23 protein-coding genes, 1 other RNA gene and 1 other annotated feature (1 of these 25 cut by a window edge) are annotated in these 26,422 nt (G+C 51.8%); of the genes, 21 read left to right on the top strand and 3 right to left on the bottom strand.

Annotation, left to right across the window (positions count from 1 at the left end):
• Nucleotides 1–191: a binding site (T-box leader), on the top strand; it begins 77 nt to the left of the window's first position.
• A gap of 200 nt (nt 192–391) precedes the next feature.
• The 3 genes from ACTNCH_RS07955 (at nt 392) to ACTNCH_RS07945 (ending at nt 4,083) form a co-directional block, all read left to right on the top strand.
• Complete coding sequence (locus ACTNCH_RS07955; protein WP_441017669.1) at nt 392–2,050, top strand: 2-isopropylmalate synthase; 1,659 nt, start codon at nt 392–394, stop codon at nt 2,048–2,050.
• Nucleotides 2,051–2,188: 138 nt separating this feature from the next.
• Complete coding sequence (gene thrC, locus ACTNCH_RS07950; RefSeq protein WP_441017667.1) at nt 2,189–3,676, top strand: threonine synthase; 1,488 nt, start codon at nt 2,189–2,191, stop codon at nt 3,674–3,676.
• 53 nt (nt 3,677–3,729) lie between these two features.
• A complete protein-coding gene (locus ACTNCH_RS07945; RefSeq protein ID WP_441017665.1) occupies nt 3,730–4,083 on the top strand; it encodes a hypothetical protein in 354 nt (117 codons plus the stop codon).
• Between the two features lie 101 nt (nt 4,084–4,184).
• Here ACTNCH_RS07945 and ACTNCH_RS07940 read toward each other — a convergent pair whose 3' ends face one another.
• Nucleotides 4,185–5,549 (bottom strand): citrate/2-methylcitrate synthase, encoded by a 1,365-nt coding sequence (locus tag ACTNCH_RS07940; protein ID WP_441017663.1) that lies wholly within the window; start codon nt 5,547–5,549, stop codon nt 4,185–4,187.
• Nucleotides 5,550–5,839: 290 nt separating this feature from the next.
• Here ACTNCH_RS07940 and pckA point away from each other — a divergent pair, with 290 nt between their 5' ends.
• From pckA to ACTNCH_RS07915, 5 genes are all read left to right on the top strand, one after another.
• A complete protein-coding gene (gene pckA, locus ACTNCH_RS07935; protein ID WP_441017661.1) occupies nt 5,840–7,453 on the top strand; it encodes a phosphoenolpyruvate carboxykinase (ATP) in 1,614 nt (537 codons plus the stop codon).
• Nucleotides 7,454–7,621: 168 nt separating this feature from the next.
• Entirely contained in the window at nt 7,622–8,977 is a 1,356-nt protein-coding gene (locus tag ACTNCH_RS07930; RefSeq protein ID WP_441017659.1) for an MATE family efflux transporter, read from the top strand.
• 36 nt (nt 8,978–9,013) lie between these two features.
• Nucleotides 9,014–9,195: non-coding RNA, 6S RNA (ssrS, locus tag ACTNCH_RS07925), on the top strand.
• A 92-nt stretch (nt 9,196–9,287) separates the two neighbouring features.
• A complete protein-coding gene (locus tag ACTNCH_RS07920) occupies nt 9,288–10,805 on the top strand; it encodes a SpoIID/LytB domain-containing protein (RefSeq protein WP_441017657.1) in 1,518 nt (505 codons plus the stop codon).
• A gap of 60 nt (nt 10,806–10,865) precedes the next feature.
• A complete protein-coding gene (locus tag ACTNCH_RS07915; RefSeq protein ID WP_441017655.1) occupies nt 10,866–11,735 on the top strand; it encodes a YihY/virulence factor BrkB family protein in 870 nt (289 codons plus the stop codon).
• 73 nt (nt 11,736–11,808) lie between these two features.
• On the opposite strand, the gene ACTNCH_RS07910 is transcribed toward ACTNCH_RS07915, so the two are convergent.
• The gene (locus tag ACTNCH_RS07910) at nt 11,809–12,138 is read right to left on the bottom strand and encodes a hypothetical protein (RefSeq protein WP_441017653.1); all 330 of its coding nucleotides are present in this window, start codon (nt 12,136–12,138) and stop codon (nt 11,809–11,811) included.
• A gap of 138 nt (nt 12,139–12,276) precedes the next feature.
• Here ACTNCH_RS07910 and ACTNCH_RS07905 point away from each other — a divergent pair, with 138 nt between their 5' ends.
• From ACTNCH_RS07905 to ACTNCH_RS07885, 5 genes are read left to right on the top strand one after another with little or no spacing between them, the layout of a single operon-like run.
• Nucleotides 12,277–12,879 (top strand): Maf family protein, encoded by a 603-nt coding sequence (locus tag ACTNCH_RS07905; protein WP_441017651.1) that lies wholly within the window; start codon nt 12,277–12,279, stop codon nt 12,877–12,879.
• 7 nt (nt 12,880–12,886) lie between these two features.
• Nucleotides 12,887–13,555, top strand: coding sequence for an HAD family hydrolase (locus ACTNCH_RS07900; RefSeq protein WP_441017649.1), 669 nt, complete (start codon nt 12,887–12,889; stop codon nt 13,553–13,555).
• Nucleotide 13,556: 1 nt separating this feature from the next.
• On the top strand, nt 13,557–14,345 hold the full coding sequence (locus ACTNCH_RS07895; RefSeq protein WP_441017647.1) for an HAD family hydrolase: 789 nt from the start codon (nt 13,557–13,559) through the stop codon (nt 14,343–14,345).
• A 22-nt stretch (nt 14,346–14,367) separates the two neighbouring features.
• Nucleotides 14,368–14,631 (top strand): glyoxalase, encoded by a 264-nt coding sequence (locus ACTNCH_RS07890; RefSeq protein ID WP_441017645.1) that lies wholly within the window; start codon nt 14,368–14,370, stop codon nt 14,629–14,631.
• 1 nt (nt 14,632) lies between these two features.
• Nucleotides 14,633–15,631, top strand: coding sequence for a peptidylprolyl isomerase (locus tag ACTNCH_RS07885; RefSeq protein ID WP_441017643.1), 999 nt, complete (start codon nt 14,633–14,635; stop codon nt 15,629–15,631).
• 176 nt (nt 15,632–15,807) lie between these two features.
• Here ACTNCH_RS07885 and ACTNCH_RS07880 read toward each other — a convergent pair whose 3' ends face one another.
• Complete coding sequence (locus tag ACTNCH_RS07880; protein WP_441017641.1) at nt 15,808–16,902, bottom strand: pyridoxal phosphate-dependent aminotransferase; 1,095 nt, start codon at nt 16,900–16,902, stop codon at nt 15,808–15,810.
• A 121-nt stretch (nt 16,903–17,023) separates the two neighbouring features.
• Here ACTNCH_RS07880 and ACTNCH_RS07875 point away from each other — a divergent pair, with 121 nt between their 5' ends.
• The 8 genes from ACTNCH_RS07875 (at nt 17,024) to ACTNCH_RS07840 (ending at nt 26,411) form a co-directional block, all read left to right on the top strand.
• Nucleotides 17,024–19,576, top strand: coding sequence for a DUF5717 family protein (locus ACTNCH_RS07875; RefSeq protein WP_441017639.1), 2,553 nt, complete (start codon nt 17,024–17,026; stop codon nt 19,574–19,576).
• Between the two features lie 28 nt (nt 19,577–19,604).
• Complete coding sequence (locus tag ACTNCH_RS07870) at nt 19,605–20,714, top strand: DUF5716 family protein (protein WP_441017637.1); 1,110 nt, start codon at nt 19,605–19,607, stop codon at nt 20,712–20,714.
• Nucleotides 20,715–20,716: 2 nt separating this feature from the next.
• A complete protein-coding gene (locus ACTNCH_RS07865; RefSeq protein ID WP_441017635.1) occupies nt 20,717–21,505 on the top strand; it encodes a hypothetical protein in 789 nt (262 codons plus the stop codon).
• A 108-nt stretch (nt 21,506–21,613) separates the two neighbouring features.
• Complete coding sequence (locus ACTNCH_RS07860) at nt 21,614–22,486, top strand: transporter substrate-binding domain-containing protein (RefSeq protein WP_441017633.1); 873 nt, start codon at nt 21,614–21,616, stop codon at nt 22,484–22,486.
• Nucleotides 22,487–22,516: 30 nt separating this feature from the next.
• A complete protein-coding gene (locus ACTNCH_RS07855; protein WP_441017631.1) occupies nt 22,517–23,203 on the top strand; it encodes an amino acid ABC transporter permease in 687 nt (228 codons plus the stop codon).
• Between the two features lie 14 nt (nt 23,204–23,217).
• Nucleotides 23,218–24,003 carry an amino acid ABC transporter ATP-binding protein gene (locus ACTNCH_RS07850; RefSeq protein WP_441017629.1) on the top strand — a complete coding sequence of 262 codons (786 nt, stop codon included), beginning with the start codon at nt 23,218–23,220 and terminating at the stop codon, nt 24,001–24,003.
• A 189-nt stretch (nt 24,004–24,192) separates the two neighbouring features.
• Complete coding sequence (miaA, locus tag ACTNCH_RS07845; RefSeq protein ID WP_441017834.1) at nt 24,193–25,131, top strand: tRNA (adenosine(37)-N6)-dimethylallyltransferase MiaA; 939 nt, start codon at nt 24,193–24,195, stop codon at nt 25,129–25,131.
• Entirely contained in the window at nt 25,128–26,411 is a 1,284-nt protein-coding gene (locus ACTNCH_RS07840; protein ID WP_441017627.1) for an aminotransferase class I/II-fold pyridoxal phosphate-dependent enzyme, read from the top strand. Before miaA ends, ACTNCH_RS07840 begins: the two co-directional genes overlap by 4 nt.
• The last annotated feature ends 11 nt before the right edge of the window (nt 26,412–26,422 follow it).

Below are 26,422 nucleotides of genomic sequence, written 5' to 3'. Positions count from 1 at the left end.
AGAATGGGAACTGACCTCAGAGCGGCTGCCCCAAATTCCGCTTCCGGAAGAGTAGGCGCAGACGGAGCCCGACCGTTACAGCGGGAAGGATATAAGATTCGAAAAGGAATCCGTATCCCATGAGTGTGTGAAGGTAATTCACAAAAATGGAGTGGTACCGCGTAAGGCAGAAAAAGTCTTCCGTCTCCGTTGGCAGATGCTGACGGAGACGGATTTTTTTATGTACTGGGAAATTCCTACGGAATCCCCCAGTACATAAAAAAATTTTATCGCACTGCGGCGGAATGGAATCATGTCGCTTACGCGACCCGCCGCAGGCGGAGAATTCTGCTTCGCAGGATTCTTTAACAAAAAACAGAACAGACAACAAGGACAGAAGGAGAGGAAGAACATGATGAATTACAGAAAATACCAGAGACAGTATTTCTTACCGCCCTATCCCTGCATGAAATGGGCAGAGAAGGATTATGTGGACAAGGCGCCCGTATGGTGCAGCGTAGACCTGCGCGACGGCAATCAGGCCCTGGTGGTTCCCATGACCCTGGAGCAGAAGGTCGGATTCTTCAAGCTTCTCTGCAAGGTAGGCTTTAAGGAAATTGAGGTTGGTTTCCCGGCGGCTTCCGAGACAGAGTATGAATTCTTGCGGACCCTGATTGAGCAGGATCTGATCCCGGATGACGTGACCATCCAGGTGCTGACACAGGCCAGGGAGCATATCATCCGCAAGACCTTTGCCGCACTGGAGGGCGCGAAGCAGGCCATTGTCCATGTATACAATTCTACTTCCGTGGCCCAGCGGGAGCAGGTGTTCCATAAATCCAAGGAAGAAATCCTGAAAATCGCCGTGGACGGCGCGGAGCTTTTGAAGAAGCTGGCGGACGAGACCGCGGGTAATTTCCGTTTCGAGTACAGTCCGGAGAGCTTCACCGGAACCGAGCCGGAGTACGCGCTGGAGGTGTGCAACGCCGTTTTGGATGTGTGGAAGCCCACGGCAGATAAGAAAGCCATCATCAACCTTCCGGTGACGGTACAGCATTCCATGCCCCACGTATACGCAAGCCAGGTGGAATATATGTGCGAGAACCTGAAATACCGCGAGAACGTCATTGTTTCCCTGCATCCCCACAATGACCGGGGCTGCGGCGTGGCAGACACAGAGATGGGTCTTCTGGCAGGCGCCGACCGTGTAGAGGGAACTCTCTTTGGAAACGGCGAGCGCACCGGTAATGTAGATGTGGTGACCCTGGCCATGAACCTGTATTCCCAGGGTGTGGATCCGAAGATGGATTTCAGCAATATGCCGGAGATTTGCGAGGCTTATGAGAAATATACCGGCATGAAGGTCAATGAGAGAAGCCCCTACGCAGGCGCGCTGGTATTCGCGGCCTTCTCCGGTTCTCACCAGGACGCTATCGCAAAGGGCATGAACTACCGCGCGGAAAACGATCCGGAGCATTGGACCGTACCCTATCTGCCCATCGATCCCACCGACGTCAGCCGTAACTACGACGCGGACGTTATCCGTATCAACAGCCAGTCCGGCAAAGGCGGCGTAGGCTATATCCTGGAGCACAACTTCGGTCTCAATCTGCCGCCGAAGATGCGGGAGGCTATGGGCTATGCAGCCAAGGACGCGTCCGATCACCAGAACAAGGAGCTGATGCCGGAGGAGATCTTCGAGATCTTCAAGAAGAAGTTCGAGGGCATTACGGCTCCCTACAATATCACGGAAGTACATTTCAAGCAGGTGGACGGTATCACGGCAGAGGTGCATACCGAGTACCAGGGAGAAAAGAAGGTTCTTTACGCTACCGGAAACGGCCGTCTGAACGCAGTCAGCAATGCGCTTAAGAAGGGATACGGCCTGGAGTACAGCCTGGTTACGTATCAGGAGCATGCTCTGGAGCAGAGCTCCAGCTCCCGCGCTATCGCCTATGTGGGTCTCCAGAAGCCGGACGGAACCCTGGCCTGGGGCGCAGGCGTAGACCCGGATATCATCCGCGCTTCCATCGACGCGCTTCTTACAGCCATCAACAATTCTGTGGCATAAAATAAAAGAAGCAGTGGGAAGTTTAATATTTTAACGTAACAGAGAGCTGCGCATTGACGCAGCTCTTTTATTTTGCTATAATAGCAGGGACTTTTGAAATTTCATTTTAAATCATATAGAAAAAAGGGGACGACGACTATGGATTTGTTATACAGAAGCACCAGAGATTCCGGCGTGCAGGTAACTGCTTCCCAGGCTATCTTAAAAGGCCTTTCCGCAGACGGCGGTCTGTTTGTGCCTATGAGCATTCCGGCGCTGGACGTGAGCCTGGATAAATTGGCGGACATGAGCTATCAGGAGACTGCTTACGCGGTTATGAGCAAGTTTCTGACAGACTTTACTGAGGAGGAGCTTAAGCACTGCATCGATAGCGCTTACGATGAGAAGTTTGATACCCCGGAGATTGCTCCGCTGGTGAAGGCGGACGGCGCTTATTTCCTGGAGCTGTTCCATGGTTCTACCATTGCGTTCAAGGATATGGCCCTTTCTATCCTGCCCCATCTGATGATCGTTTCCGCGAAGAAGAATCAGGTAAAGAATGAGATCGTAATCCTGACCGCTACCTCCGGAGATACCGGAAAAGCAGCCCTGGCAGGCTTTGCGGACGTACCGGGGACCAGAATCGTGGTATTTTACCCGAAAAACGGCGTAAGCCCTGTACAGGAGAAGCAGATGGTGACCCAGAAGGGTAAGAATGTGAAGGTCATCGGCATCCACGGCAATTTTGACGACGCCCAGAGTGGGGTAAAGGCCATTTTCGGTGATAAGGATCTGACGAAGGAAATGGACGCGGCAGGCTTCCAGTTTTCTTCCGCAAACTCCATCAACATCGGCCGTCTGGTTCCACAGATTGTATATTATGTATATGCTTACGCGAAATTATATGCAAATGGCGAGATTGAAAAGGATGAGAAGATCAACGTGGTGGTTCCCACCGGCAACTTCGGCAATATCCTGGCGGCATACTACGCAAAGCAGATGGGTATGCCCATTGGGAAGCTGATTTGTGCCTCCAACGACAATAAGGTGTTGTATGATTTCTTCCAGACCGGAAGCTACGACCGGAACCGGGAGTTTGTGCTGACAACATCCCCGTCCATGGATATTCTGATTTCCAGCAATCTGGAGCGTCTGATTTACCGGATTGCCGATCACGACGACAAAGCGGACGCGGCCTTCATGAAGTCCTTAAGCGAGAATGGAAGATACGAGATTACACCGGCCATGCGGGAAAAGCTGGGTGATTTCTATGGAAATTACGCCACAGAGGAAGAGGGCGCGAAGACCATTCACAATCTGTATGAGGAGACCGGTTACGTGATCGATACCCATACGGCGGTTGCTGATTGTGTATACAAGAAATACAAGGCGGAGACGAAGGATGAGACCAAATCCGTGATTGCTTCCACCGCAAGTCCCTATAAGTTTACCAGAAGCGTCATGGAAGCTATGGGAATCAACTGCGAGGGCAGGGATGATTTCGCTCTGGCGGATGAACTGTCCCGGCTTTCCGGCGTAGAGGTGCCGAAGGCAGTGGAAGAGATCCGTACCGCGCCGGTTCTTCATGATACGGTGGTAGAGGTACCGGATATGAAAGCGGCTGTAAAGGCATTTCTCGGTATGTAAGATCAAAAAAAGAAAAGGAAGCGCTGTCCCCGGGAGAGAGGGCGGCCAAAGGTATGAAAATGGATAATATATGGAGTTTTCTGGATATTATTTTTGTGGGAGCCGGCGTCTATATGCTGTATGCCTGGTTTCTTATGAAAAAAAAGGGCGAGATTAAGCAGGAAGTCCTGATGAGTAAGGACATTGAATTGAAAAAATGTAAGAATTTGGAAGGCTACAAGGCTTATATAGCGCCGAAGATGTTGGTGTTTGGAGTGGGTGCTGTAGCTTATGGTGGTATGGGGCTGGTCAATAGCTATGTGACACCGCTTCCCTCTATGCTTTACAATGTAATGATGTTTGTATTTCTGCTGATCCTGATCTGGTTCGCGCTGATGGCGCGAAAGGGAACCGAAAAGTTCTGGTAAATAAAAGTTCTGGTAAATAAATAAGTACAGATGTAAAAAAGCCTTCCGCGGTTATGGAAAGACCCGGAAGGCTTTTTTTACGCTCTTTTTATCGAAAGGTATTACCGGTCGCCCAGCTTTACATAGTCCTGGCGCTCTGCCACGCTCTTGTAAGCCGGACGGATGATCTTGCCGTTGTTGGCCAGCTCTTCGATGCGGTGCGCGCTCCAACCCACGATACGTGCCATGGCAAAGATAGGAGTATAAAGCTCCAGGGGCAGATCCAGCATGCTGTATACAAAGCCGCTGTAGAAGTCCACATTGGCGCTGACGCCCTTGTAGATCTGGCGTTCCTCGCCGATGATCTGGGGAGCCAGACGTTCTACCATGGAGTAGAGAGCAAATTCCTCTTCCCGTCCCTTCTCAATAGAAAGACGTTTTACGAAGGACTTGAAGATATTGGCACGGGGATCCGAGAGGGAGTAAACCGCGTGGCCCATACCGTAGATGAGACCTGCGTGGTCGAAGGCTTCCTTATGAAGCAGAGCGCGCAGATAGCTGCCTACCTCTTCCTCATTGGTCCAGTCCTTTACCTGCTGCTTCATATCCTCAAACATCCGCACTACTTTTATGTTGGCGCCGCCGTGGCGGGGACCCTTTAAGGAACCCAGGGAAGCGGCCACAGAGGAATAGGTGTCCGTACCGGAGGAGGACACTACATGGGTGGTGAAGGAGGAGTTATTACCTCCGCCGTGCTCCATATGCAGCACCAGGGCGATATCCAGAATCTTCGCCTCGAAATCCGTGTATTTACTGTCGGGCCGCAGGGTGTAGAGAATATTTTCTGCGGTGGACAGCTCCGGCTTGGGCGGATGGATGTAAAGGCTCTTTCCGTCGTGGTAATGGGAGTATGCCTGGTATCCATAGACCGAAAGCATCGGAAACAGCGAGATGAGCTGCAGGGACTGCCGGAGCACATTGGGAATGGAGATGTCGTCGCCCCGGTCGTCATAGGAATATAGGGTCAGGACGCTCCGGGCCAGCGTGTTCATCATATCCTTGCTGGGTGCCTTCATGATGATATCCCGGACAAAATGGGTGGGCAGAGAGCGGTAGGAGCCCAGAAGATCCTGGAACATCTGAAGCTCTTCGTTGTCCGGCAGTTCGCCGAAAAGAAGCAGGTAAGTGATTTCCTCGAAACCGAAGCGTTTTTCGGTTACGAAGCCACGGACCAGCTCCTCGATATCCATGCCCCGGTAGAAAAGCTTACCCTCGCAGGGAATCAGATTGCCGTCCACCATATCATAAGCGTGGATCTCGCCGATCTCGGTCAGTCCGGCCAGAACACCCTGACCGCTGATGTCGCGAAGACCCCGTTTTACATCATATTTTTTGTAAAGCTCTGCGTTGATCTGACTGGTTTTTTCACTCAAATGGGAAAGATCCAGAATTTCAGGTGTGATTTCGGAATATGAATGAATTACCATAGGCAAATGCTCCTTTCTGGTTATAACGTGTTTTAAGCAATATGATAGCATAAAAAGGACAGAAAATCATGCGAAAAGAAGAAAATTTACAGATATTTAAGAATTTGGTAACAAATGAGAAATTGTATTATTTTTTGTACTTTTCCGGATACTTTTCCTTGACTTTTTTTTCACAAGATGTGATAATAGGGAGCGTGGGTAGAAGTACCCCGTATGCAGGATGGCAGCTGCATACAGAGCAGCCCTTTGGTTGACACATACTATATGAAAAGAAAGAGGTCGAGTGAAAGATGGCAAAGATTGATTTAACTCAGTATGGTATCACAGGTACTACAGAGATCGTACACAATCCTTCTTACGAGATGCTTTTTGAGGAGGAGACAAAGCCGGGTCTGGAAGGCTTTGAAGTAGGTAAGGAGAGCGAGCTTGGCGCAGTGAACGTTATGACAGGTATTTATACCGGACGTTCTCCCAAAGACAAATTCATCGTTATGGATGAGAATTCCAAGGACACTGTATGGTGGACTACCGAGGAGTATCCGAACGATAACCATCCGGCAACTCAGGAAGCATGGGCTGCAGTAAAGGATATCGCAAAGAAAGAGCTGTCCGGTAAGAAGCTGTATGTAGTAGATGCATTCTGCGGCGCAAATAAGGATACCCGTATGGCTATCCGTTTCATCGTAGAAGTAGCTTGGCAGGCTCATTTTGTAACCAATATGTTCATTAAGCCGACCGCTGAGGAGCTGGAGAACTTCGAGCCGGATTTCGTTGTATACAACGCATCCAAGGCAAAGGTAGAGAACTACAAGGAGCTGGGTCTTCACTCTGAGACCGCTGTTATGTTCAATATCACCAGCCGCGAGCAGGTTATCGTAAATACATGGTACGGCGGAGAGATGAAGAAGGGTATGTTCTCTATGATGAACTACTATCTGCCGCTGAAGGGTATCGCTTCCATGCACTGTTCCGCAAACACAGATATGGAAGGAAAGAATACCGCTATCTTCTTCGGTCTTTCCGGAACAGGTAAGACTACCCTGTCTACCGACCCGAAGCGTCTGCTGATCGGTGATGACGAGCACGGCTGGGACGACAACGGCGTATTCAACTTCGAGGGCGGCTGCTACGCAAAGGTTATCAACCTGGATAAGGACTCTGAGCCGGATATCTACAATGCAATCAAGAGAAACGCTCTGCTGGAGAACGTAACTCTGGATGCAGAAGGCAAGATTGATTTCGCTGATAAGAGCGTTACAGAGAATACCCGTGTATCTTACCCGATCAACCACATCGAGAAGATTGCGCAGAATGTAAATGTAATTTCTTCCGGTCCGGACGCTAAGAATGTAATCTTCCTGTCCGCAGACGCGTTCGGCGTACTTCCGCCGGTATCCGTTCTTACACCGGAGCAGACCGAGTACTATTTCCTGTCCGGATTCACTGCAAAGCTTGCAGGAACCGAGCGTGGAATCACAGAGCCGACACCGACCTTCTCCGCATGCTTCGGCCAGGCATTCCTGGAGCTGCATCCGACCAAGTACGCTCATGAGCTGGTTAAGAAGATGAAGAAGAGCGGCGCTAAGGCATACCTGGTAAATACAGGCTGGAACGGCACCGGCAAGCGTATCTCCATCAAGGATACCCGTGGAATCATCGACGCTATCCTGAACGGCGATATTCTGAACGCAGAGACCAAGACCATTCCGTACTTCAACTTTGAGGTACCGACAGCTCTTCCGGGCGTTGACGCAGGAATTCTTGACCCGCGCGATACCTACGCAGACGCTGCTGAGTGGGATGCAAAGGCAAAGGATCTGGCACAGCGTTTCGTTAAGAACTTTGCAAAATACGAGAGCAATGCAGACGGCAAGGCACTGGTTGCAGCAGGTCCGCAGCTCTAATTCGCAATTATTAAAACCCGTAAGGGACGTGGATTTTTCAGGAAGTAATTCCGCTTTTCGCCACACAGACAGGGCATACCTGTCTGTGTGGCGATTTTATTGTGTAATAGGAAATTCCTATTACACAATAAAATATTATCGCACTCTTTTTCAAGGAAAAATTAAGTGATGAATGACAATACATTTATGAAAGAAAAAAAGGTTCCGGGGTTGGTGCTGTCCATGTCGCTGCCCATGGTACTGTCTATGCTGGTGAATTCCCTCTATAATATTGTAGACAGCTATTTTGTCGCCGGGATTCAGGAGGAAGCCATGACGGCCCTGTCTCTGGTCTTCCCCATCCAGAATCTGCTCAATGCCATCGCCATCGGCTTTGGCATCGGCATCAACGCGGCCATTGCCTTTTTCCTGGGGGCAGGACGGAAGGAGCAGGCGGATCAGGCGGCGTCCGCAGGCTTTTTCATCAATGCGGTGCAGAGCCTGATTCTGATGGTTCTCTGTATGCTGGTGATGCCGGGATTCCTGCGGTTATATTCGAAGGATTCAGTGGTCATCAACTATGCGCTGCGTTATTCCCGGATTGTCTTTGCTTTTGCGGTGATCCTTTCCTTCAATCTGAGCTTTGAGAAGATTTTCCAGTCCGTAGGAAGAATGAAGGTTTCTATGATCGGCCTGATGGCGGGCTGTCTTGGTAATATCATTTTGGATCCGCTGCTGATTTTCGGCGTGGGCTCTTTTCCGGGAATGGGCATTGAGGGTGCGGCCCTGGCTACCGGAATCGGACAGTCGGTGAGCGTGGCAGTCTATCTGGCAGTCTGTTTTCTGCGGCCTCTCCCTGTGCGTATCAGCTGTAAAACGCTGGCTTTTGAAAAAGGCGTGCTGGGGCGTATCTATGGTGTGGGAATTCCGGCCACACTGAATCTGGCGGTGCCCTCGTTGACAATTTCTGCCCTGAACGCGATTCTTGCCGGATTTTCGGAGGTCTATGTGCTGGTGCTGGGTGTATATTATAAACTACAGACCTTCCTGTATCTGACCGCCAACGGCATCGTCCAGGGAATCCGGCCTCTGGTGGGCTATAACTACGGAGCGGGAGAGGAGCAGCGGGTGCGGAAGATTTATCGGACGGCTCTTTGGTTTGCGGCTGTTATTATGGCTTTGGGAACGGGTATCTGTCTGCTTTTCCCGGAGACATTATTCGGTCTCTTTACGAAGAATGCGGAGACTGTCCGGATGGGCGCCGAGGCTCTCCGGATCATATCGGCAGGCTTTCTGGTGTCCTCCGTATCCATTATTTCCGGCGGCGTGCTGGAGGGGCTGGGACAGGGACTTCCGTCACTGATCATTTCCCTGCTACGGTATCTGGTGCTGCTGGTTCCGGCAGGCTTTGTGCTGAGCCTGTTCTGGGGCGCGGCAGGAGTCTGGCACGGTTTCTGGCTTACAGAATGGATAACGGCGGCAGCGGCGCTTTTAATTTTCAAAAAGACCATAGGTCAGATTTTTTCTGTTGCCAAACAGGAATGATTGGGGTATAATAGTTTCAGAAGTTAAGAACAGGTAAAATTCCTGGGGTGTGCGTGAACCCGCTATTTTGAACCTACATTTACGTTCATGGGATTCCAATATCTCTGTCCCGGATGTCAGGCCTCCGAGTGTGCAGTGGAAGGCAGAAAGGCAGTTGAGGTTACCCACCTAGCATTAGCTAGGCGTCAAAATCGCGGAAACGGCACTTTGGGTTTACAAGAAAGATAAGGGCAGTCGGAGACGGCTGTCTTTTCTTTTTTTACTCTATAGGAAATTCTGATAGAATTTTGTTTTGTCCGGAGATAAGCAGATGGAAAAGGAAAGGCTTCTTAAAATAAAACTGGTGTTCTTGTTGCTCGGTCTTGCGGTGCTGCTGGCACTTGTAAGCCGGAAACCGGAAGATAAGAGTAACGGCCAGAGCGTATCGGAGCGGGAGCCCGCGGAGGAAGAAGCCGGGGAAGAGACGGAAGATACCGGAGATCCGGAACCGCTTCCCTTCACAGGCAGGATCCGGGTTCTGTTAAAGACCGATCAATTTGCGGATCTGCTTCATGAAAAGGTTACGCTTGTGTCGGAAAATGGAACAGAGCTGACGCTGACGGATCGGGAAAGCGGGGATGTGTTGGAGGAGGGAAGTCGTCTGGAGCTGACCGCAGAGGACGGCGTATTGTTTCTGAACGGAGAGCCGGCCGGGGAGCGGCCGGAATGCCTCTGCGCCGCAGCGGCAGAGGGGCGGATCCGGGTGGATTCCCTGGAACGCGGCGGCGGTCATCCGTCCTATGAGGGAACGTTTGAGATCCGGCCTGCGGACGGAGGCTTTTATCTGGTCAATGAGGTAGACCTGGAGACGTATCTGGCTTACGTGGTGCCCAGTGAGATGCCATCCGGTTATGAGGAGGAGGCTCTGAAGGCGCAGGCAGTCTGCGCCAGGACCTATGCATATCAGGAGCTTTCCGGCTACGCTTATCCGGAGTGCGAGGCTCATGTGGACGACAGCGTCAGCTTTCAGGTCTACGGCAATACCGGGCGGACGAAAAGCACCGACCAGGCGGTGCGGGAGACAGCCGGTCAGATTCTGACCTGCCAGGGCAGTCCCATTACGGCGTATTATTTTTCTACCTCCTGGGGAGCCACCGGCAACCAGGAGGTCTGGTGGGAGGGAAATCAGGCCCTGACGCCCTATCTGACCGGGAAAACCGTGGACGCGGCGGGGAAGATCGTGGATCTAAGCTCAGAGGAGGCTTTTCACAGCTTTCTGGAGGAAGAGCACGATGGATATGACGCAGACGTCAGCTGGTACCGCTGGGAAACGGAGATTGACAACCGGCTTCTTTCCGAAAACCTGAACCGGGCGCTGGCGGGACGGATCGCAGCCAATCCGGAGGCGGTGCTCACCCGGCTGGGTTCCCGTCTGGAGAGCCGTTCCATTAAAACCATCGGACGGATCCGGGGTATCGACGTATTGGAACGGAACGCGGGCGGAGCCATTGTAAGGCTGCAGATCCGGGGAAGCCGTCATACCATCGAGGTCTGTACGGAATACAATGTGCGGGCACTTTTAAATGTACAGGGCGGGAAAATCCGGCGGAAAGACGGTTCTGTGGCAGACGGAGGCGCGCTTCTTCCCAGTGCCTATCTGGAGATCGAGCCGGTATTTGATGAAGAAGGAGAGTTGTCCGGCTGGCATTTTAGCGGTGGCGGTTACGGTCATGGGGTGGGACTCAGCCAGAACGGAGCCAACGGCATGGCAAGGCAGGGGAAGAGATATGGTGATATTCTGCACTTTTTTTACACAGATGTGAATTTGACGGAAATCGGTGACTTATGATAAAATAAAAGATACGGTTGAGAAAAGGTTCCGGAAACGCGGGACGCAGCGGGGGGAAGCATGAAGTTTGTAAAAAAATGCATGAAGTTGATAATGGGCTTTCTGAATGCCATGCAGGAGGACTGCGTGGGAGCGTATGCGGCGCAGACGGCATACTTTATTATGCTGTCCTTTTTTCCATTTTTTATTCTTCTGATAACTCTGGTGCAATACACCTCTCTGACACCGGAGGATATCTACCAGGCGGCCCAGATGATTTTTCCGCCCAGCATGGACTCCTTTGTACAGGGAATCATCAATGAGGTCTACAGTAAGACTGCGGTGACGGTTTCCCTGTCCGCGATCATGGCGGCATGGTCTGCGGGAAAGGGTTTTATGGGTCTGATTCAGGGAATGAATATGATTTATAACGTGGAGGAGCGCAGAAACTATATCCTTCTGCGGTTGCAGTCTGCTTTTTATACGCTGGTGTTCGTGGTGGCAGTCATTCTGTCTCTGGTGATTCTGGTCTTTGGCAATTCCCTGCATCATGTGGCGCTGGAATATGTTCCGATTCTTTCTTATGTGACAGGGATTCTGCTGAAGCTGAAGGGTATGGTATCCATCGGGATTCTGGCGGTATTCTTTATGCTGTTGTACCGTTTTGTGCCGAACCGGAAGGTACGTCTGCTCCGCCAGGCGCCGGGCGCGGCCTTTTCCGCGGTCTGCTGGTATGGATTCTCCATCGTATTTTCCATTTACGTGGAGCTATCACCGGGACTTGCCAATATGTACGGCAGCCTGACGACCATTGTGCTGGTAATGCTGTGGTTGTATTTCTGTATGTATATCATATTGATTGGCGCGGAGATCAATTCCTATTTTGAGGATCAGTTCCGGAGAGTATCCTATTACCGGAAAATGCTGAGGGAACAGAAAAAAGAAGAATAAAAAATGAGGCTGCCACAACATCATCTCTACCGGATGATGTTGTAAACAGCCTCGGTGTCTGTTATGGACGATTTTACTCTTCGTCCGCAGTTTCGGTTTCAGTGTCAGCTTCTGCTGCGTCTTTGGAAACTTCGGTTTCATCTGCTGCAGCAGTCTCTGTATCGACTTTTGCCGGAGTCTCTTCTTTCTGCTCTTCAGACGGCGTCAGGGATACATAGCTTCTGTCAGCAGCCTTTGCGGGCTCGGCATCTAGGTCTTCGTCCTCAAATTCGTCTTCCAGATCCTCGTCTAAGTCGTCCAGATCTCCATCAAGGGAAAAGAATTTTTTATAAAGGGCTACCCCTCCGACAATGACAGCGCTTACGGCAGCAAATGCTCCGAAAATTTTTGCTATTTTTTTCATGGTACAGTCCCTCCTTATGCATTTCCTATATTGTAATACGATTCCGGGGAAAAGAAAAGCAAAAAAATCTAAAAAATTTATTGTCAATCTAAAAAATATATATTACTCTAGTAGAAGTGAGAAAAGAGGAGTCAGAAAGTGAAAAAGAGAAAATGGATACTGGCCTCCGCCTCCCCCAGAAGGCGTGAGATACTGGCGGAGATGGGACTGAGCTTTCAGGTTCAGCCGGCCTGTGGAGAGGAAAAACTGGAAACAGAGGATCCGGTTGAAGCTGTGAAAACACTGGCGCTGCAGAAAGCCCGGGAGGTAGCGAAACAGACAGAGGAGCCGGCTCTGGTGATTGGATCAGATACGGTAGTAGCGAGCCGGGGAAAAATCCTGGGTAAGCCCCGGGATAAGGAAGAAGCGTTCCGGATGCTGAAGGAGCTGCAGAATGCTTCCCATATGGTTTATACCGGAGTAGCCGTTGTGGATACGGTAACCGGGGAAATTGTGGTTCACTTTGCGGAGGGTACGAAGGTATCGATGTATCCCATGACGGAGAAATGGATTTGGCAGTATATTAAAACTGGCGAGCCTATGGACAAGGCCGGAGCTTACGCGATTCAGGGTGGCTGTATGCCTTATATCCGGGAGATTCACGGAGAATATACAACGGTGGTTGGTTTTCCGGCGGCCCGTTTTTATCAGGAACTTCTGAAAAAGGGAATAGATTTGCAGAAGCCGACAGAGGAGGAATAGGATTATTATGAACTTTAAAGCGTGTGTTTTTGATTTGGACGGAACGCTCTGCGACAGTGTGGAATCTATCGCAAACAGCGCCAACCACGCCATGCGTGATTTTGAATTGAAGGAAGCGTCTATTCAGGATTATAAAATTTTTGTGGGAGACGGTGTAGATGTGCTGATCAAACGTCTGCTGCGGTTTGCGGGAGACGAAGAGGGAGTTCATTTCAAAGAAGTAAAAGAACGGTATATGGAGTATTTTAATGAGGGTTGTCTGTACCATGTGAAGCCTTATCCGGGGATTGTGGATACGCTGAAGGAACTGAAAGCACAGGGGGCAAAGCTTGGCGTGCTGTCCAATAAGCCCCATGAAAATACGGAAAATGTGATTCATACCGTGTTTGAGGAGGGCGTTTTTGACTGGATTCAGGGACAGTCAGACGCGTTTCCCAGAAAGCCGGATCCGGCGGGAGCACTCTATATTGCGGAGCAGTTCGGCGTGAAACCGGAAGAATGCATGTACATGGGGGATACGGGGACCGATATGCAGACCGGAACGGCGGCCCATATGTATACCGTGGGAGTCGAATGGGGCTTCCGGGACGCGGAGGAACTTCAGAAAAATGGAGCGAATGTCGTGGTAAAGAAAGCAGAAGAACTGATAGAAATTTATAGAAAGGGTAGTAAGTAAGATGATAAAATTGGTGGCCAGCGATATAGACGGAACTCTGCTTCCTGAGGGAACTGCGAAATTGAATCCGGAGATCTTTGAGATAATTCGAAAATTGAAAAGTCGGGGAATACTTTTTGCAGCAGCCAGTGGACGTCATTATTCCAGTATGTCGAAGCTATTTGAACCGGTGAAGAATGACATGATTTTTATCACAGAAAACGGTGCGTATGTAAATTGCAGGGGATACAGCATTCTGGAGCAGAGCATGGACTGGCAGGATGTCTGTCAGTGGGTAAAGGAGGTCCGGCAGATTCCGGGGACTAGCTTTACGCTGGATACGAAAGAGGGCTTCTATACGGAAAGTAAGGATCCGGAATTTATCGATCTGGTGCGGAACGGGTATCGCAGCGTCCTGTTTGAGAGGGAGGATGCACTTGTAAAGGAATTAAAGGTCAATAAAATGGCGGTCTACCGTAAGGAAAATATCGAAGAGGTGCGGGATCTTCTGGTTCCCCGGTGGTCAAAGCGGCTTCACTGTACGGTGGCAGGGGATATCTGGGTAGATTTCCTGAGCAAGGAAAGCAATAAGGGAAATGCCATCCGGGGAATCCAGAAAACTCTGAAAATCAGTCCCGATGAGACCATGGTTTTTGGAGATAACCACAACGATCTGGAGATGTTGGCGGCAGCTACAGAAAGTTATGCTGTGGGAAACGCGGCGGAAGCAGTCAAAAAAGCCGCGAAGCATATTGCGGATACCAATGTAAACGATGGCGTACTGAAGGTACTTCGTACTTTGATTGATTAAACGATAAAAAGGAGAGCATACTATGAACGAATATACAGAAGAATGTCTGAAAACCTTTCTGAAAAACCAGGGACAGCTTTTTGACGAGCCCGTAGCAGGAAGCCTGGAGGAGGCGGAAGAATTTCTGGAGGATTGCATGGCGGTTGTAGTAGATAGTCTGGAGGATGTCCGGAATTATCTGGAAGAAAGTGGAATGGATGTCAGTGGCATGAGCGATGAAGAAGTGGAAGAGACCGCAGAGGTCTTCGCCCTGGAAGACGGAACCTACCTGATTGTGGAGGGATAAGATGCGAAACATGATCCAACGAGGGATAGCAGCTTTTTTTGCAGCCCTGGTTCTCACCGGCAGTCTGACGGGCTGCGGCGTTTTAAAAAACACAAAGGTTGTCCTGACCACAGGATTGTCCGGAGATCAGCTGTTCAAGGTGGGAAAAAGCGTCTGCACCCTGCCCGAAGCCATGATCTACGTGATGGACTATAAGCAGCAGTATGAAAATGCCTATGGGGTAGAAATGTGGGAGCACGACTTTGGCGGCGTGACACTGGAAGAATATGTAAAAGACACCATCGTAGCCCAGCTTGCCTCTGTCAAAGCGATTACGCTGCTGGCCAAAGAGCATGAGGTTACCTTAGACAGCAGTGAAAAAGAAAAAGTCAGCCAGGCTGCGGAGGAATATTATCAGGCTCTGACGGACGAGCAGAAAAAATACATGAAAATAGAAAAAAGCGACGTGGAAGATCTCTTCGCCGCCCATGTGCTGTCCGGCAAGGTCTATAAAGAGATCACCAAAGACGTCAATACAGAGGTCAGCGATGATGACGCGCGGATTATTACCATTCAGCAGATTCATCTGGACAGCCGGGAAAACGCGGAGGCTGTGAAAGCCCGTCTGGACGAAGGCAAAGATTTTGGCACCGTGGCTGCGGCCTACAATAAGGACAGCCAGACTACCGTCACCTTAAGCCGGGGGGAAAAGGAACAGGCGTATGAAGAAGCTGCTTTTTCCCTGGAAAATGATCAGATAAGCGACGTCATTGAAACCGCAGACGGCTACTATATCCTGAAATGTGTCAATCATTTCGACCGGGAGGCTACAGAAGCCAATAAAGTGACGCTGGTGGAAAAACGCCGGGATCAGAAATTCAGCGAGGCCTACGAGGCTCTGATGGCGGATACGCCGTCGGAATTCAATAAGCATCTCTGGAATAAGGTGCATTTTGCCGATTACAGCGGCGAGGCAGCTCCCAATTTCATGACCATCTATACGGCGCATTTCGGAGACTGAATCTTGATGGAAATTAAAAACCGGCCGGGAATTTTCTTCTGCAGTGTTCGGACGTTTCACGGACAGCTATCTGTCTGGAACGGACTTTGAAAAGTCCGCCCCAATCAGACAGCAATCCGCGAAAAGCCGGACACCGGCTTAGAAGAAAGTTTCCCGGCCGGTTTTTTATAGTTCGCCTACAAGAGTTCGTGTAAGCAGCGCAGCAGCTCCGTATTCTTCTCCGGGCTCATGAAGCAGAACCGGAAAAATCGCTCGTCCAGGAACGGGAAGGTAGAGCAGTTCCGAATCATAAGTCCCTTCCGGATGGCGTGCTCAAAGAGCATATCCGCGTCTACGCCCTCCTTGAGAATCTTTACCAGCATAAAGTTGGCGGCAGGTTCATAGACCTTCACGGTTCCCCAGCCCTTCATTTCCTCGTAGCAGCGTGTCCGCTCCTGCGCAATGAGCTTCCGGGTTTCCAGGATATAATCTTCGTCAGAGAACATCAGCTCTCCCGCGATAGCGGCCAGGCTGTTGATAGTCCAGGGGTTCTTATGGGTGTTGATGTATTTCAGCAGATCGGCGTTGCCGGTTACCGCATAGCCAAGCCGCAGTCCCGGCGAAGCAAAGAACTTTGAAACGCCGCGCAGAACCACCAGATTATTGTAAAAATGTGTCAGGGGAATTGAATCCACCTCCGCCGCGTCCGGCGCAAACTCCACATAGGTTTCATCTACCATTACAAAAATGTCATACCGCTTGCACTCGTCCAGAATTTTCCGCATGGAGTCCTGGGAAATCTCAGTCGAGGTGGGGTTGTTGGGGTTGCAGATCACCAGCAGATCGATGCTCTCATTCAGGGCTTCCTTAAAGGCGGGAAGATTCAGGACGAAATCGTCCTCCTCCCGCAGAGGAAAATACAGGGAGGTGCCGCCGCCCAGAGAAATCTCGCGCTCATACTCCGAGTAGGTGGGTCCCAGAATCAGGGCCTTTTTCGGGTGCTCCATCTGGATAAACAGGGAAATCAGCTCCGTAGAACCATTTCCCACCAGAATACTGTCCGCGGGGGCACCTACGTAAGCGCCGATCTGCTTCCGCAGGGAGGTGTACTCCCGATCCGGATAGGAGGTGATCGCGTCGATATGATCAATCAACGAGGAGCGCAGCTTCGGAGAGATACCGAGGGGGTTCACATTTGCGCTGAAACTGGTAATGTTTTCCTTTTTAATACCGTAAACTTCTTCTATTTTTTCCAGGTCACTTCCGTGGAAATGGTCTTTGTGCTTAAGCATTTGCGTATCCTCTTTTCTTGTACTTTGTTACAAATAATGCTATACTGATTATAACTTTATTTCAGAAAAATGCAATGATAACTTGGAAAGCCGCAGGGGCGGCGGAAGGAGCGGAGAGTCTATGCGGGCAAAGCTGGAACGAATCGCAGCAGGAAAGATAGAATACGAAAAGCCGGAGATGACCCTCTCGGAATCTCTGATTACCCTGAACTGTATGCCGGGAGAGATGGCAGAAGGCTGCTTTACCGTTACGGCGGATCGGCCGATAAAGGGGATTGTCTACGCTTCCTCCTGGCGGATGCAGGTGGAGCATCCCAGCTTCTCAGCCAGGACGGCGCGTATCGGTTACTGCTTTGACGGCCGGGGACTCTGGGGCGGAGAGGAGATCGAAGGCGAATTCTGTATCGTAGCGGAGGCGGGCGAGTACCTGCTTCCCTATACGGTGCGGGTAGCGGCCCACGAGGCGCCGAAGGAGGAGGGCTACGCCTACTTTATCTCCGCGGATCCCATAGAGCCGCTGCCGGAGGAACCGGACCGGCAGGAGGCCGAGCCTGTGACAGAGGTTGTTGCGGATACAGGAAAAAAGGAGCTGACGCCCCAGGAGGCCCTGGAGCTGGCGGATCAGATCTTGCGCGGCCGGCGTCCGGAGGCCCAGGGCTTTGCCCGGGTGAAGGAAGCTTATGAGCAGTACGGCGGAAAGGATCTGCTGTCGGCTATCTGCTCGATTCTGATTAAGAGCGGCTGTACGGATGAGGACAGCTTTTCCTGGTACCGCAGGGGCGTGGATCTGGAACTGAAGATTACGAATCTCTACGAGTATTTTATGATGGCTGTGCCGGATTCCTACGGGGAGGCATTTCCCAGAAATCTGCTTTTATATTTCCTGATGGAAAATACCCTGAACAACGCTCAGAAGGCGCTTTTATACGCCAATGTGATCCGTTTCCAGGATGAGAATTCCGATCTGTACCGCAGATACCGTGATAAAATCGAGAGCTTCATGCTGGATCAGCTTCTGGAGCGCAGACTCAGTGAAAATATGGCGGTGATCTACGAGCGGTTTCTGGTGGAAGAGCTGCTGACCATAGATTTTGCCGAAGCGCTGGCGGATATTATGTTTCTGCGGCGGATCCGGTGTCAGGACAGGCGGATTCGGCAGGTGCAGGTGCTCTATGAGCAGCTGCAGCAGAAGATTACCGTGCCGTTACTTCACGGGGAGGCGCTGATTCCTGTATACACGCCGGGAGCGGTGATTGTGCTGGTGGATGATCAGGGCAATTGCTATACCTCCAGCGTACCCTATACGCTGACCCGGCTTTTGAACGAGCGGCGCTATGTGGAGAAGTGCCGTGAGCTGCTCCGCTATCACCAGGGACTCTATCTCTATCTCTGCGACGGTATGAGCCGGAATCATGTGCTGACCGGGGACAATGTGGAGAATTATAAGCGGGTACTGAAGATAGAGGGCTTTACGGCCCATTACAAAGAAGATGTGCGGCAGGAAATCCTGCAGTTCTATTACGCAAGCCATGATCTGGAGGAGCTGGATCAGGAGTTTTTTGTGACGGAGACTACGCAGATGACCCCGAAGGACCGGGGACGCTACGTGGAAATCCTGATTCTCCGGGGGTTGTATGAGGACGCCTGGAATCTGGTCCGCAGCTATGATTATTCCATGGTCCGGGTAAAGCTTCTGCTGAAGCTGGCAGTCTGGAAAATGCGGGAGCTGGAGTATGAGGAGGATGCCTTTCTGCTGAAGCTTTGTCTGTATATCTTCCGGAAGCATAAGTACAACGAGGGAATCCTGGAATACCTGTCCGGTTATTATTACGGCTCCATGGCGGTCATGGAGGAAGTCTGGCGGGAAGCGCGGGAATTTGAACTGGACGTTTTTGATCTGGAGGAGCGGATTCTGGGACAGATGCTTTTTACCGGCCAGGTGCGGGAAGAGGCTGCGGAGATTTTTCTGGATTACCGCAGGCTGGGAGGCGACGGCCTGGTGGCAAAGGCGTGGCTTACCTGGATGTGCTGGCAGGATTTTGTGCGGGACGAGAAGGCACCGGAGGCGGTCTATGGGGAACTCGAGCAGGCCATCGTCTGGGAAGTCGGTCTGGCCCCGGTCTGCGATCTGGCCTATCTTCGGTATCTGTCCGGCAAGCGCAAAATGACAGAGACGGAGGAGATCCGGGCAGAACAGATGGTAAGAGTGTGTGTTCAGAAGAAAATGCGTTTTGGATTTATGAAGTGGCTTCTGGGCAGATTGGGCCGACCGGAGCTTCTGGAGGACAAAACCTTTGTGGAATACCGGGCTAATCCGGCTCATAAGGTCATTCTCCATTATGTGATTGAATCGCCCCGGATTCGGAACTGCAATTATGTGGCGGAGCGTCTGTATCCGGTGGAGCCGGGACTGTTTGTAAAAGAATTTACCCTTTTTTACGGGGATCGCCTGACTTGGTTCGTGACTGAGGAGGACGGACAGGGTGAGCACGCCACTCCGGATCACAGCTTTGTGGAGGGAGAGGAGGAGCCGCTTGTGACCGGCACCAAATACGCCGGCGTCTATGAGATGGCCCGTTCGCTGTCTGAGCATGACAGGGACACTCTGGAGGAACAGTACCGGACTTATGAGAAAAAGAAGTTTCTGGTGGAAACCATGTTTTCCATAAAATAATGCGTAAAAGGATAGGAGGTAGCAGACAGTGGGAGCCTTTGTAATAGGGTTTGATCTGGGGAAGAAATATTCCCAGATCTGCTGCTGGAATGACAAATCCAAAGAACCGGTTTCGGTTTCCATCGAGCCCGGCACAGAGAAATACCGGATTCCGACAGAAAATACAGAGAGCTTTTTAAAGAGGGCCATGCGGCTCTTAAAGCCCTACGGGAAGCTTCACGAGGCTGAGGCTCTGGTGTTCTGCCTGGAGCAGGCGGACGAACCGGCCGTTCAGGAGCTGAGACGCCTGGCCATGCAGCTTCTGGGAGTCCCGGAGAGCCGGATTTTTGTCCAGTCCCGGGAAGAGAGCTTCTGCGCTTATGTGCTGCATCAGTCCCGGGAAATCTGGCGGCACCAGGCGGTGCTGTTTACCTGTGAGGGAGAACAGCTTCAGAGCACGGTGCTCAACAGCAACAGCCGGACGGTTCCGGTTATGGCACGGACAGAGAAGGAAGAAAAATGGCAGGCCTCCCTGGAGGGCTATACGGCGACGGAAAAGGATCTGCTGCTGTCCGGAATTGCCAGGGATATTTTTGGCGGGCGTCCGGTTTCTTCTGTTTTCCTGGTGGGCGACGGCTTTGGGGAAAACTGGTATGAGGAGAGCCTGAAGATTCTATGCGGAGCCGGAAGACGGGTGTTTGCCGGCAACAATTTATTTGCCAAGGGAGCCTGCTACCGGGCCATGGAAGAACTGAAGAAGCCGGAGGAGCGTTCCTTTGTCTATCTGGGAGAGGATAAGATTTCCTATAACGTGGGAATCCGCACCCGTGGCAGCAGGGAAAGTGTGTATACACTGCTGAATGCGGGAACCAGCTGGTACGAGGCCAAGGCAGAGTGTCAGGTACTGCTGGCGGACGAGCCGGTGCTGGAATTTATCCTGAAGCCCATGCAGGGGAAGGAAACCCTGAAGGATACGGTTGCCCTGCCGGGGCTTCCGGAGCGGCCGCCCAGAACCACCAGGCTTGATATTTCGGTGGAATTCTCTGGAGTGGAGCAGCTGAAAATCCAGATTCGGGATATGGGCTTTGGGGAACTCTTTCCTTCTTCGGATCTGACCTGGAATGAGGTCGTTGATTTTAGACAGGAAGGGGGCTGTTGAAGATGGGAACCGTTATGATATGCCGGGACGAACCGGTAAAGACGCCTTATTACATAGAAAGTATGGGGATCCGCCTTTATTCTATGGAAGAGCTGGCCTTTTTCCTTTATGAAAATGTGTATCTGGCAGATCGGCAGATGCTGGGGGAACGGCTCTGGGAGTGGATCCGTACCGAGATTCACAATCCGGAACTGGCCGAAAAGCTGAAAAAGGGCGCAGAGGCGGGCAGCAGCATCCAGAACATGGTGCTGACCATTCTGCGCAGTGTGGATTACTATACCCAGGAGGAGCTGACGGAGCTTTCCGCCCGGCTGAAGGTGCTGAAGACCTATCAGGAGCAGGAACGCCTGAAGCTGCGGGCAGATGAGTATTTTATCAACGGCAATTACCAGGCGTCGATCTACGAATATGAGAAGATTCTGGATATCCGGCAGAGCGATCGCCTGGGCGTGGAATTTTACGCCCATGTCTGGAATAATCTGGGAGTCTGCTGCTGCAGGCTTTTCCGGTTCGGGCAGGCGGCCAGGGCGTTCCGGACCTCCTGGCAGTATCAGAAGGATCCGGAGGTGCTGAAGGAATACGTCTTCGCCATGCGTCTGGGCCTGTCGGACGATGATTTCGAGCAGGCTATGGAGCTTCAGAATATAGGCGGGGAGCAGCTTCTGGAGCTGATGGAGGAGTATGAGAGGCTTCTTGGGGAGGCCGGGGAGCATCTGAGCCTGCCGGAATCTCTGACAGAGAAAATCTACGAGCTGGAGCGGGAATATGAAAAAAATGCCCGTTACGCATAACTTCCGGTTGACAGTTACGGCGTCAGATGATAGAATGCAATGGTACCGACACTTTAATAAAGTGCAGTGGTAGCAGAAAGAAATTCGAACCCGCGGGAGGAGATTATTATGAAAAAGAAAGTAGTAAGCGTATTTTTATGTGGAGTACTGGCAGCGTCCATGCTGGCAGGCTGTGGTTCTTCCAAGCAGGAGGAAGTGGTAACCAATACGGATGCAGAGGATGCGGCTGCAGATAAAGATATGGACGAGGCAGACGCAGACGCGGCTTCCACAGACAGCGATATGGCATATGTGGTAGATAAGGGAACGCTGGTAGTCGGCATTACTGATTTTGAACCCATGGATTACAAGGATGAGAATGGCGACTGGGTAGGCTTCGACGCGGATATGGCCAAGGCCTTCGCGGAGAGCCTGGGTGTCGATGTGGAATTTGTGGAGATCGACTGGGATAATAAGGTCCTGGAGCTGGATGGAAAGAGCATTGACTGTGTATGGAACGGCATGACCCTGACCGACGAGGTAACGAGCTCCATGGAATGTACCGGCGCGTACCTGAACAACGCCCAGGTGGTTGTAGTTCCGAAGGACGTGGCTGACAAGTATCAGGATACAGACAGCCTGAAGGATTTAAGCTTTGCAGTAGAGGCAGGCAGCGCAGGAGAGGCTGAGGTCAGCGCCCTGGGACTGGATTACACACCGGTCAAGGCACAGTCTGACGCTCTTCTGGAGGTGGCATCCGGTACCTCTGACGCGGCAGTCATCGACTCTCTGATGGCGGCAGCCATGATTGGCGAGGGAACCAGCTACGAAAAGCTGACCTACACCGTTGCGCTGAACAGTGAGAAATACGGCGTAGGCTTCCGGAAGGGTTCCGACCTGGCTGCAGTGCTGGATGAGTTCTTTGCTAATGCTACCACAGATGGCAGCATGAAGGCCTGCGCAGAGAAGTACGGCGTCCAGGCAGCCCTGGTACAGGAATAAGAATAAAAGCGAAGGCAAAAGAGAAGTAATATGGAACGAATTATAGAACAGATGCCGATTGTTCTGGGCGCGTTGAACAGCGGTTTTCTGCAGACACTGAGACTGTTTTTTATCACATTGATCGGAGCGGTGCCTTTGGGGCTTGTGATAGCCTTTGGCTCCATGTCGAGGTTCCGCCCTTTGAGCATGTTATCCAAGCTGCTCGTCTGGATCATACGCGGTACGCCGCTTATGATCCAGCTGCTGATTATCTTTTATTTTCCGGGTCTAGTACTGGGTAAGCAGATCTGGGGCGGTGGAGAGGCCGGTCGTTTTCTGGCGGCTTCCATTTCCTTTATCCTGAACTATGCCTGTTATTTTTCTGAGATCTACCGGGGCGGCATCCAGAGCGTACCGGTGGGCCAGGAGGAAGCAGGCCTGGTGCTGGGTATGACCAAAAGCCAGATTTTCTTTAAAATCAAGCTGATGCAAATGATTAAGCGGATTGTACCGCCCATGTCCAATGAGATCATTACCCTGGTTAAGGATACTTCCCTGGCACGGATCATTGCCCTTCAGGAGATTATCTGGGCCGGACAGGCATTTATGAAGGGCTCCCAGGGAATTGCAGGTGAGATCTGGCCGCTGTTCTTTACGGCTGTCTATTATCTGATCTTCAACGGCGTTCTGACCGTTCTTCTGGAGCGGCTGGAGCGGAAACTGGATTATTTCAGATAAGGAGGGCGCTAAGAATGGCAATACTGGAAGTAGAACACGTAAGTAAAACCTTTGATAATACAGAGGTATTAAAGGATATCAGCTTTACCCTGGAGAAGGGAGAGGTGGTATCCATCATCGGTTCCTCGGGAAGCGGTAAAACCACCTTTCTTCGCTGCCTGAATTTTCTGGAGCGGCCGGATACCGGCGTAATCCGTGTGGGCGGGGAGACCCTGTTTGACGCGGAGGATCCGCTGACCCTGCAGGAATCCGAGATTCGCAAAAAACGTCTGCATTTTGGACTGGTGTTCCAGTCCTTCAACCTGTTTCCCCAGTATACAGCCCTGGGCAACGTAATGCTGGCCAAGGAGCTTCTGGCCAGGGAACAGCCGGATTATAAAGCGAGAAAAAAGGAAATTCACGCGGAAATTGAGGCAGAGGCCAAAGGCCTGCTGATCCAGATGGGACTGGCGGACCGGATGAACAATTATCCCCATCAGCTGTCCGGCGGACAGTGTCAGCGTGTGGCGATTGCCCGCGCCCTGGCGTTAAAGCCGGATATCCTCTGCTTTGATGAGCCGACCTCGGCGTTGGATCCGGAGCTGACCGGAGAGGTGCTGAGGGTTATCCGGGAGCTGGCAGACCAGAATACGACGATGATCATCGTAACCCATGAAATGGCCTTTGCCCGGGATGTGGCAAGCCAGGTGATCTTCATGGACGACGGCCGTATCCTGGAAAAGGGAACGCCGGAGGAAGTGTTCGAACATACCCGGGAGGAGCGTACAAAACAGTTCCTGTCCCGGTTTACACAGGGATAAGGTACAGAATGAAGGTGCTGGAAGACAGCACCTTTTTTGCTCTATAGGAAATACTGTGCTATATTAAAGTGGAAAAAAATAGAATCCTGCATTGCAGGATTCTATTTTTAATCTTGAAAAAGTTCCTATTTAATATTAGAATAAAACAGATTGCAATAAACCAAGGAGGAGAAGCCCGTGAAGAAACCCATGATTATCCTGACCGGCCCCACTGCTGTCGGAAAAACTAAATTATCGATCCGCCTGGCCAGGGCTGTGGAGGGAGAAATCATTTCCGCCGACTCTATGCAGGTCTACCGCCGCATGGATATCGGATCGGCCAAGATCCGCCCGGAGGAGATGGAGGGGATTCCCCATCATCTGATCGATGTGCTGGAGCCGGAAGAGGACTTCAATGTGGTACGTTTCCAGGAACTGGCCCGGGCGGCTATGGAAGAAATCTGGAGCCGGGGGCATATTCCGATTCTCACGGGAGGAACCGGATTCTATATTCAGGCCCTGCTTTACGATATCGATTTTACAGAAAATGAAGAGGGAACCGGCGTCCGCCAAGAGCTGGAGGCCCTGGCGGCAGCAGAGGGACCGGAGCGTTTCCACGCCAGGCTGGCCCTGGTGGATCCGAAGGCCGCGGAGGAGATTCATGCCAACAATGTAAAGCGGGTGATCCGCGCCCTGGAATATTATCGGCTGACCGGACAGCGTATCTCAGAGCACAATGAGGAGCAGCGGGAAAAGGAATCTCCGTACTGCTTTGCCTATTTTGTCCTGAATGACGAGCGCTCCAGGCTTTATGAACGCATCGACCAGAGGGTGGATGAGATGATGAAGGCTGGTCTGGTGGAGGAAGTAAAGCGGCTGAAGGAAGAAGGCTGTAAGCGGGGCATGGTATCCATGCAGGGACTGGGCTACAAAGAAATCCTGGATTATCTGGACGGCTCTGTTTCCCTGGAGGAGGCTGTGCGGGTTCTGAAACGGGATACCCGCCATTTTGCTAAGCGTCAGCTCACCTGGTTTAAACGGGAGCGGGACGTCGTCTGGGTAGAGAAGCCGGAGTATGGCTATGACGATGAGAAAATTCTTGCATTTATGCTGAAAATATGGAGAGAAAAAGGAGTAACAGAAGAATGACAGAGACAGAAATGATGTACCGGGAGCTGGGAATCAGCCCGGCCGTATACGCATTTGGACAGGAGATAGAAAAGGGTCTGAAGGAGCGCTTTGACGCCATCGATGAGACAGCGGAATACAATCAGCTGAAGGTGGTGGGAGCCATGCAGAAGAACCGGGTGGAGGCAGCCTGCTTCGCGGCCACCAGCGGTTACGGTTATAACGATCTGGGAAGAGATAAGCTGGAGGAGGTATACGCTGCCGCGTTCCATGCGGAGGCAGCCCTTGTGCGTCCCCAGATCGCCTGTGGAACCCATGCGCTGGCAGTGGCCCTGTCCGGCAATCTGCGTCCCGGAGACGAGCTGCTCTCCCCGGTCGGAAAGCCCTACGATACCCTGGAGGAGGTGATCGGAATCCGTCCCTCCAATGGTTCTCTGGCTGAGTATGGCGTGACCTACCGCCAGGTGGATCTGAGGGAGGATGGAAGCTTCGATTATCCGGCCATTGAGGCGGCGCTGAACGAGCGCACCAGACTGGTGACGATTCAGCGTTCCAAGGGCTATCAGACCCGCCCGACTCTGTCGGTAAAGCGTATCGGCGAGCTCATTGCTTTCATTAAAGAAAGAAAGCCGGACGTGATCTGCATGGTAGACAACTGCTACGGCGAGTTTGTAGAGCGGATAGAGCCCACAGATGTGGGAGCGGATCTCTGTGTGGGATCTCTGATTAAGAATCCGGGCGGCGGACTGGCGCCCATCGGCGGCTATATCGTCGGAAAAGAACAGTATGTGGAAAACGCGGCTTACCGCCTGACCTCTCCGGGTCTCGGCAAGGAGGTAGGCGCTTCCCTGGGCGTTATGACCAGCTTCTATCAGGGCTTTTTTCTGGCGCCGACCGTGACGGCAGCGGCGCTGAAGGGCGCGATTTTCGCAGCCAATATTTACGAAAAGCTGGGTTACGCAGTGGTACCGGACAGCAGGGAGAGCCGTCACGATATTATCCAGGCGGTTACCTTCGGAAAGCCGGAGGGCGTCATCGCCTTTTGTCAGGGAATTCAGGCGGCAGCGCCGGTGGACAGCTATGTGACGCCGGAGCCCTGGGCTATGCCGGGCTATGACAGTGACGTCATTATGGCAGCGGGAGCCTTTGTGCAGGGCTCGTCCATTGAGCTTTCCGCAGACGGACCCATTAAACCGCCCTACGCAGTGTATTTCCAGGGCGGACTGACTTGGCCCCACGCAAAGCTGGGCATTCTGATGTCCCTGCAGAAAATGGTGGACGCGGGACTGGTACAGCTGTAAGGAGAAGAAGG

It is taken from the genome of Candidatus Merdisoma sp. HCP28S3_D10 (genome assembly GCF_052065835.1).
GTDB lineage: Bacteria > Bacillota > Clostridia > Lachnospirales > Lachnospiraceae > Laedolimicola.
Note: the sequence above shows the minus strand (reverse complement) of the source record. Positions and strands in the feature narration are given on the sequence as shown.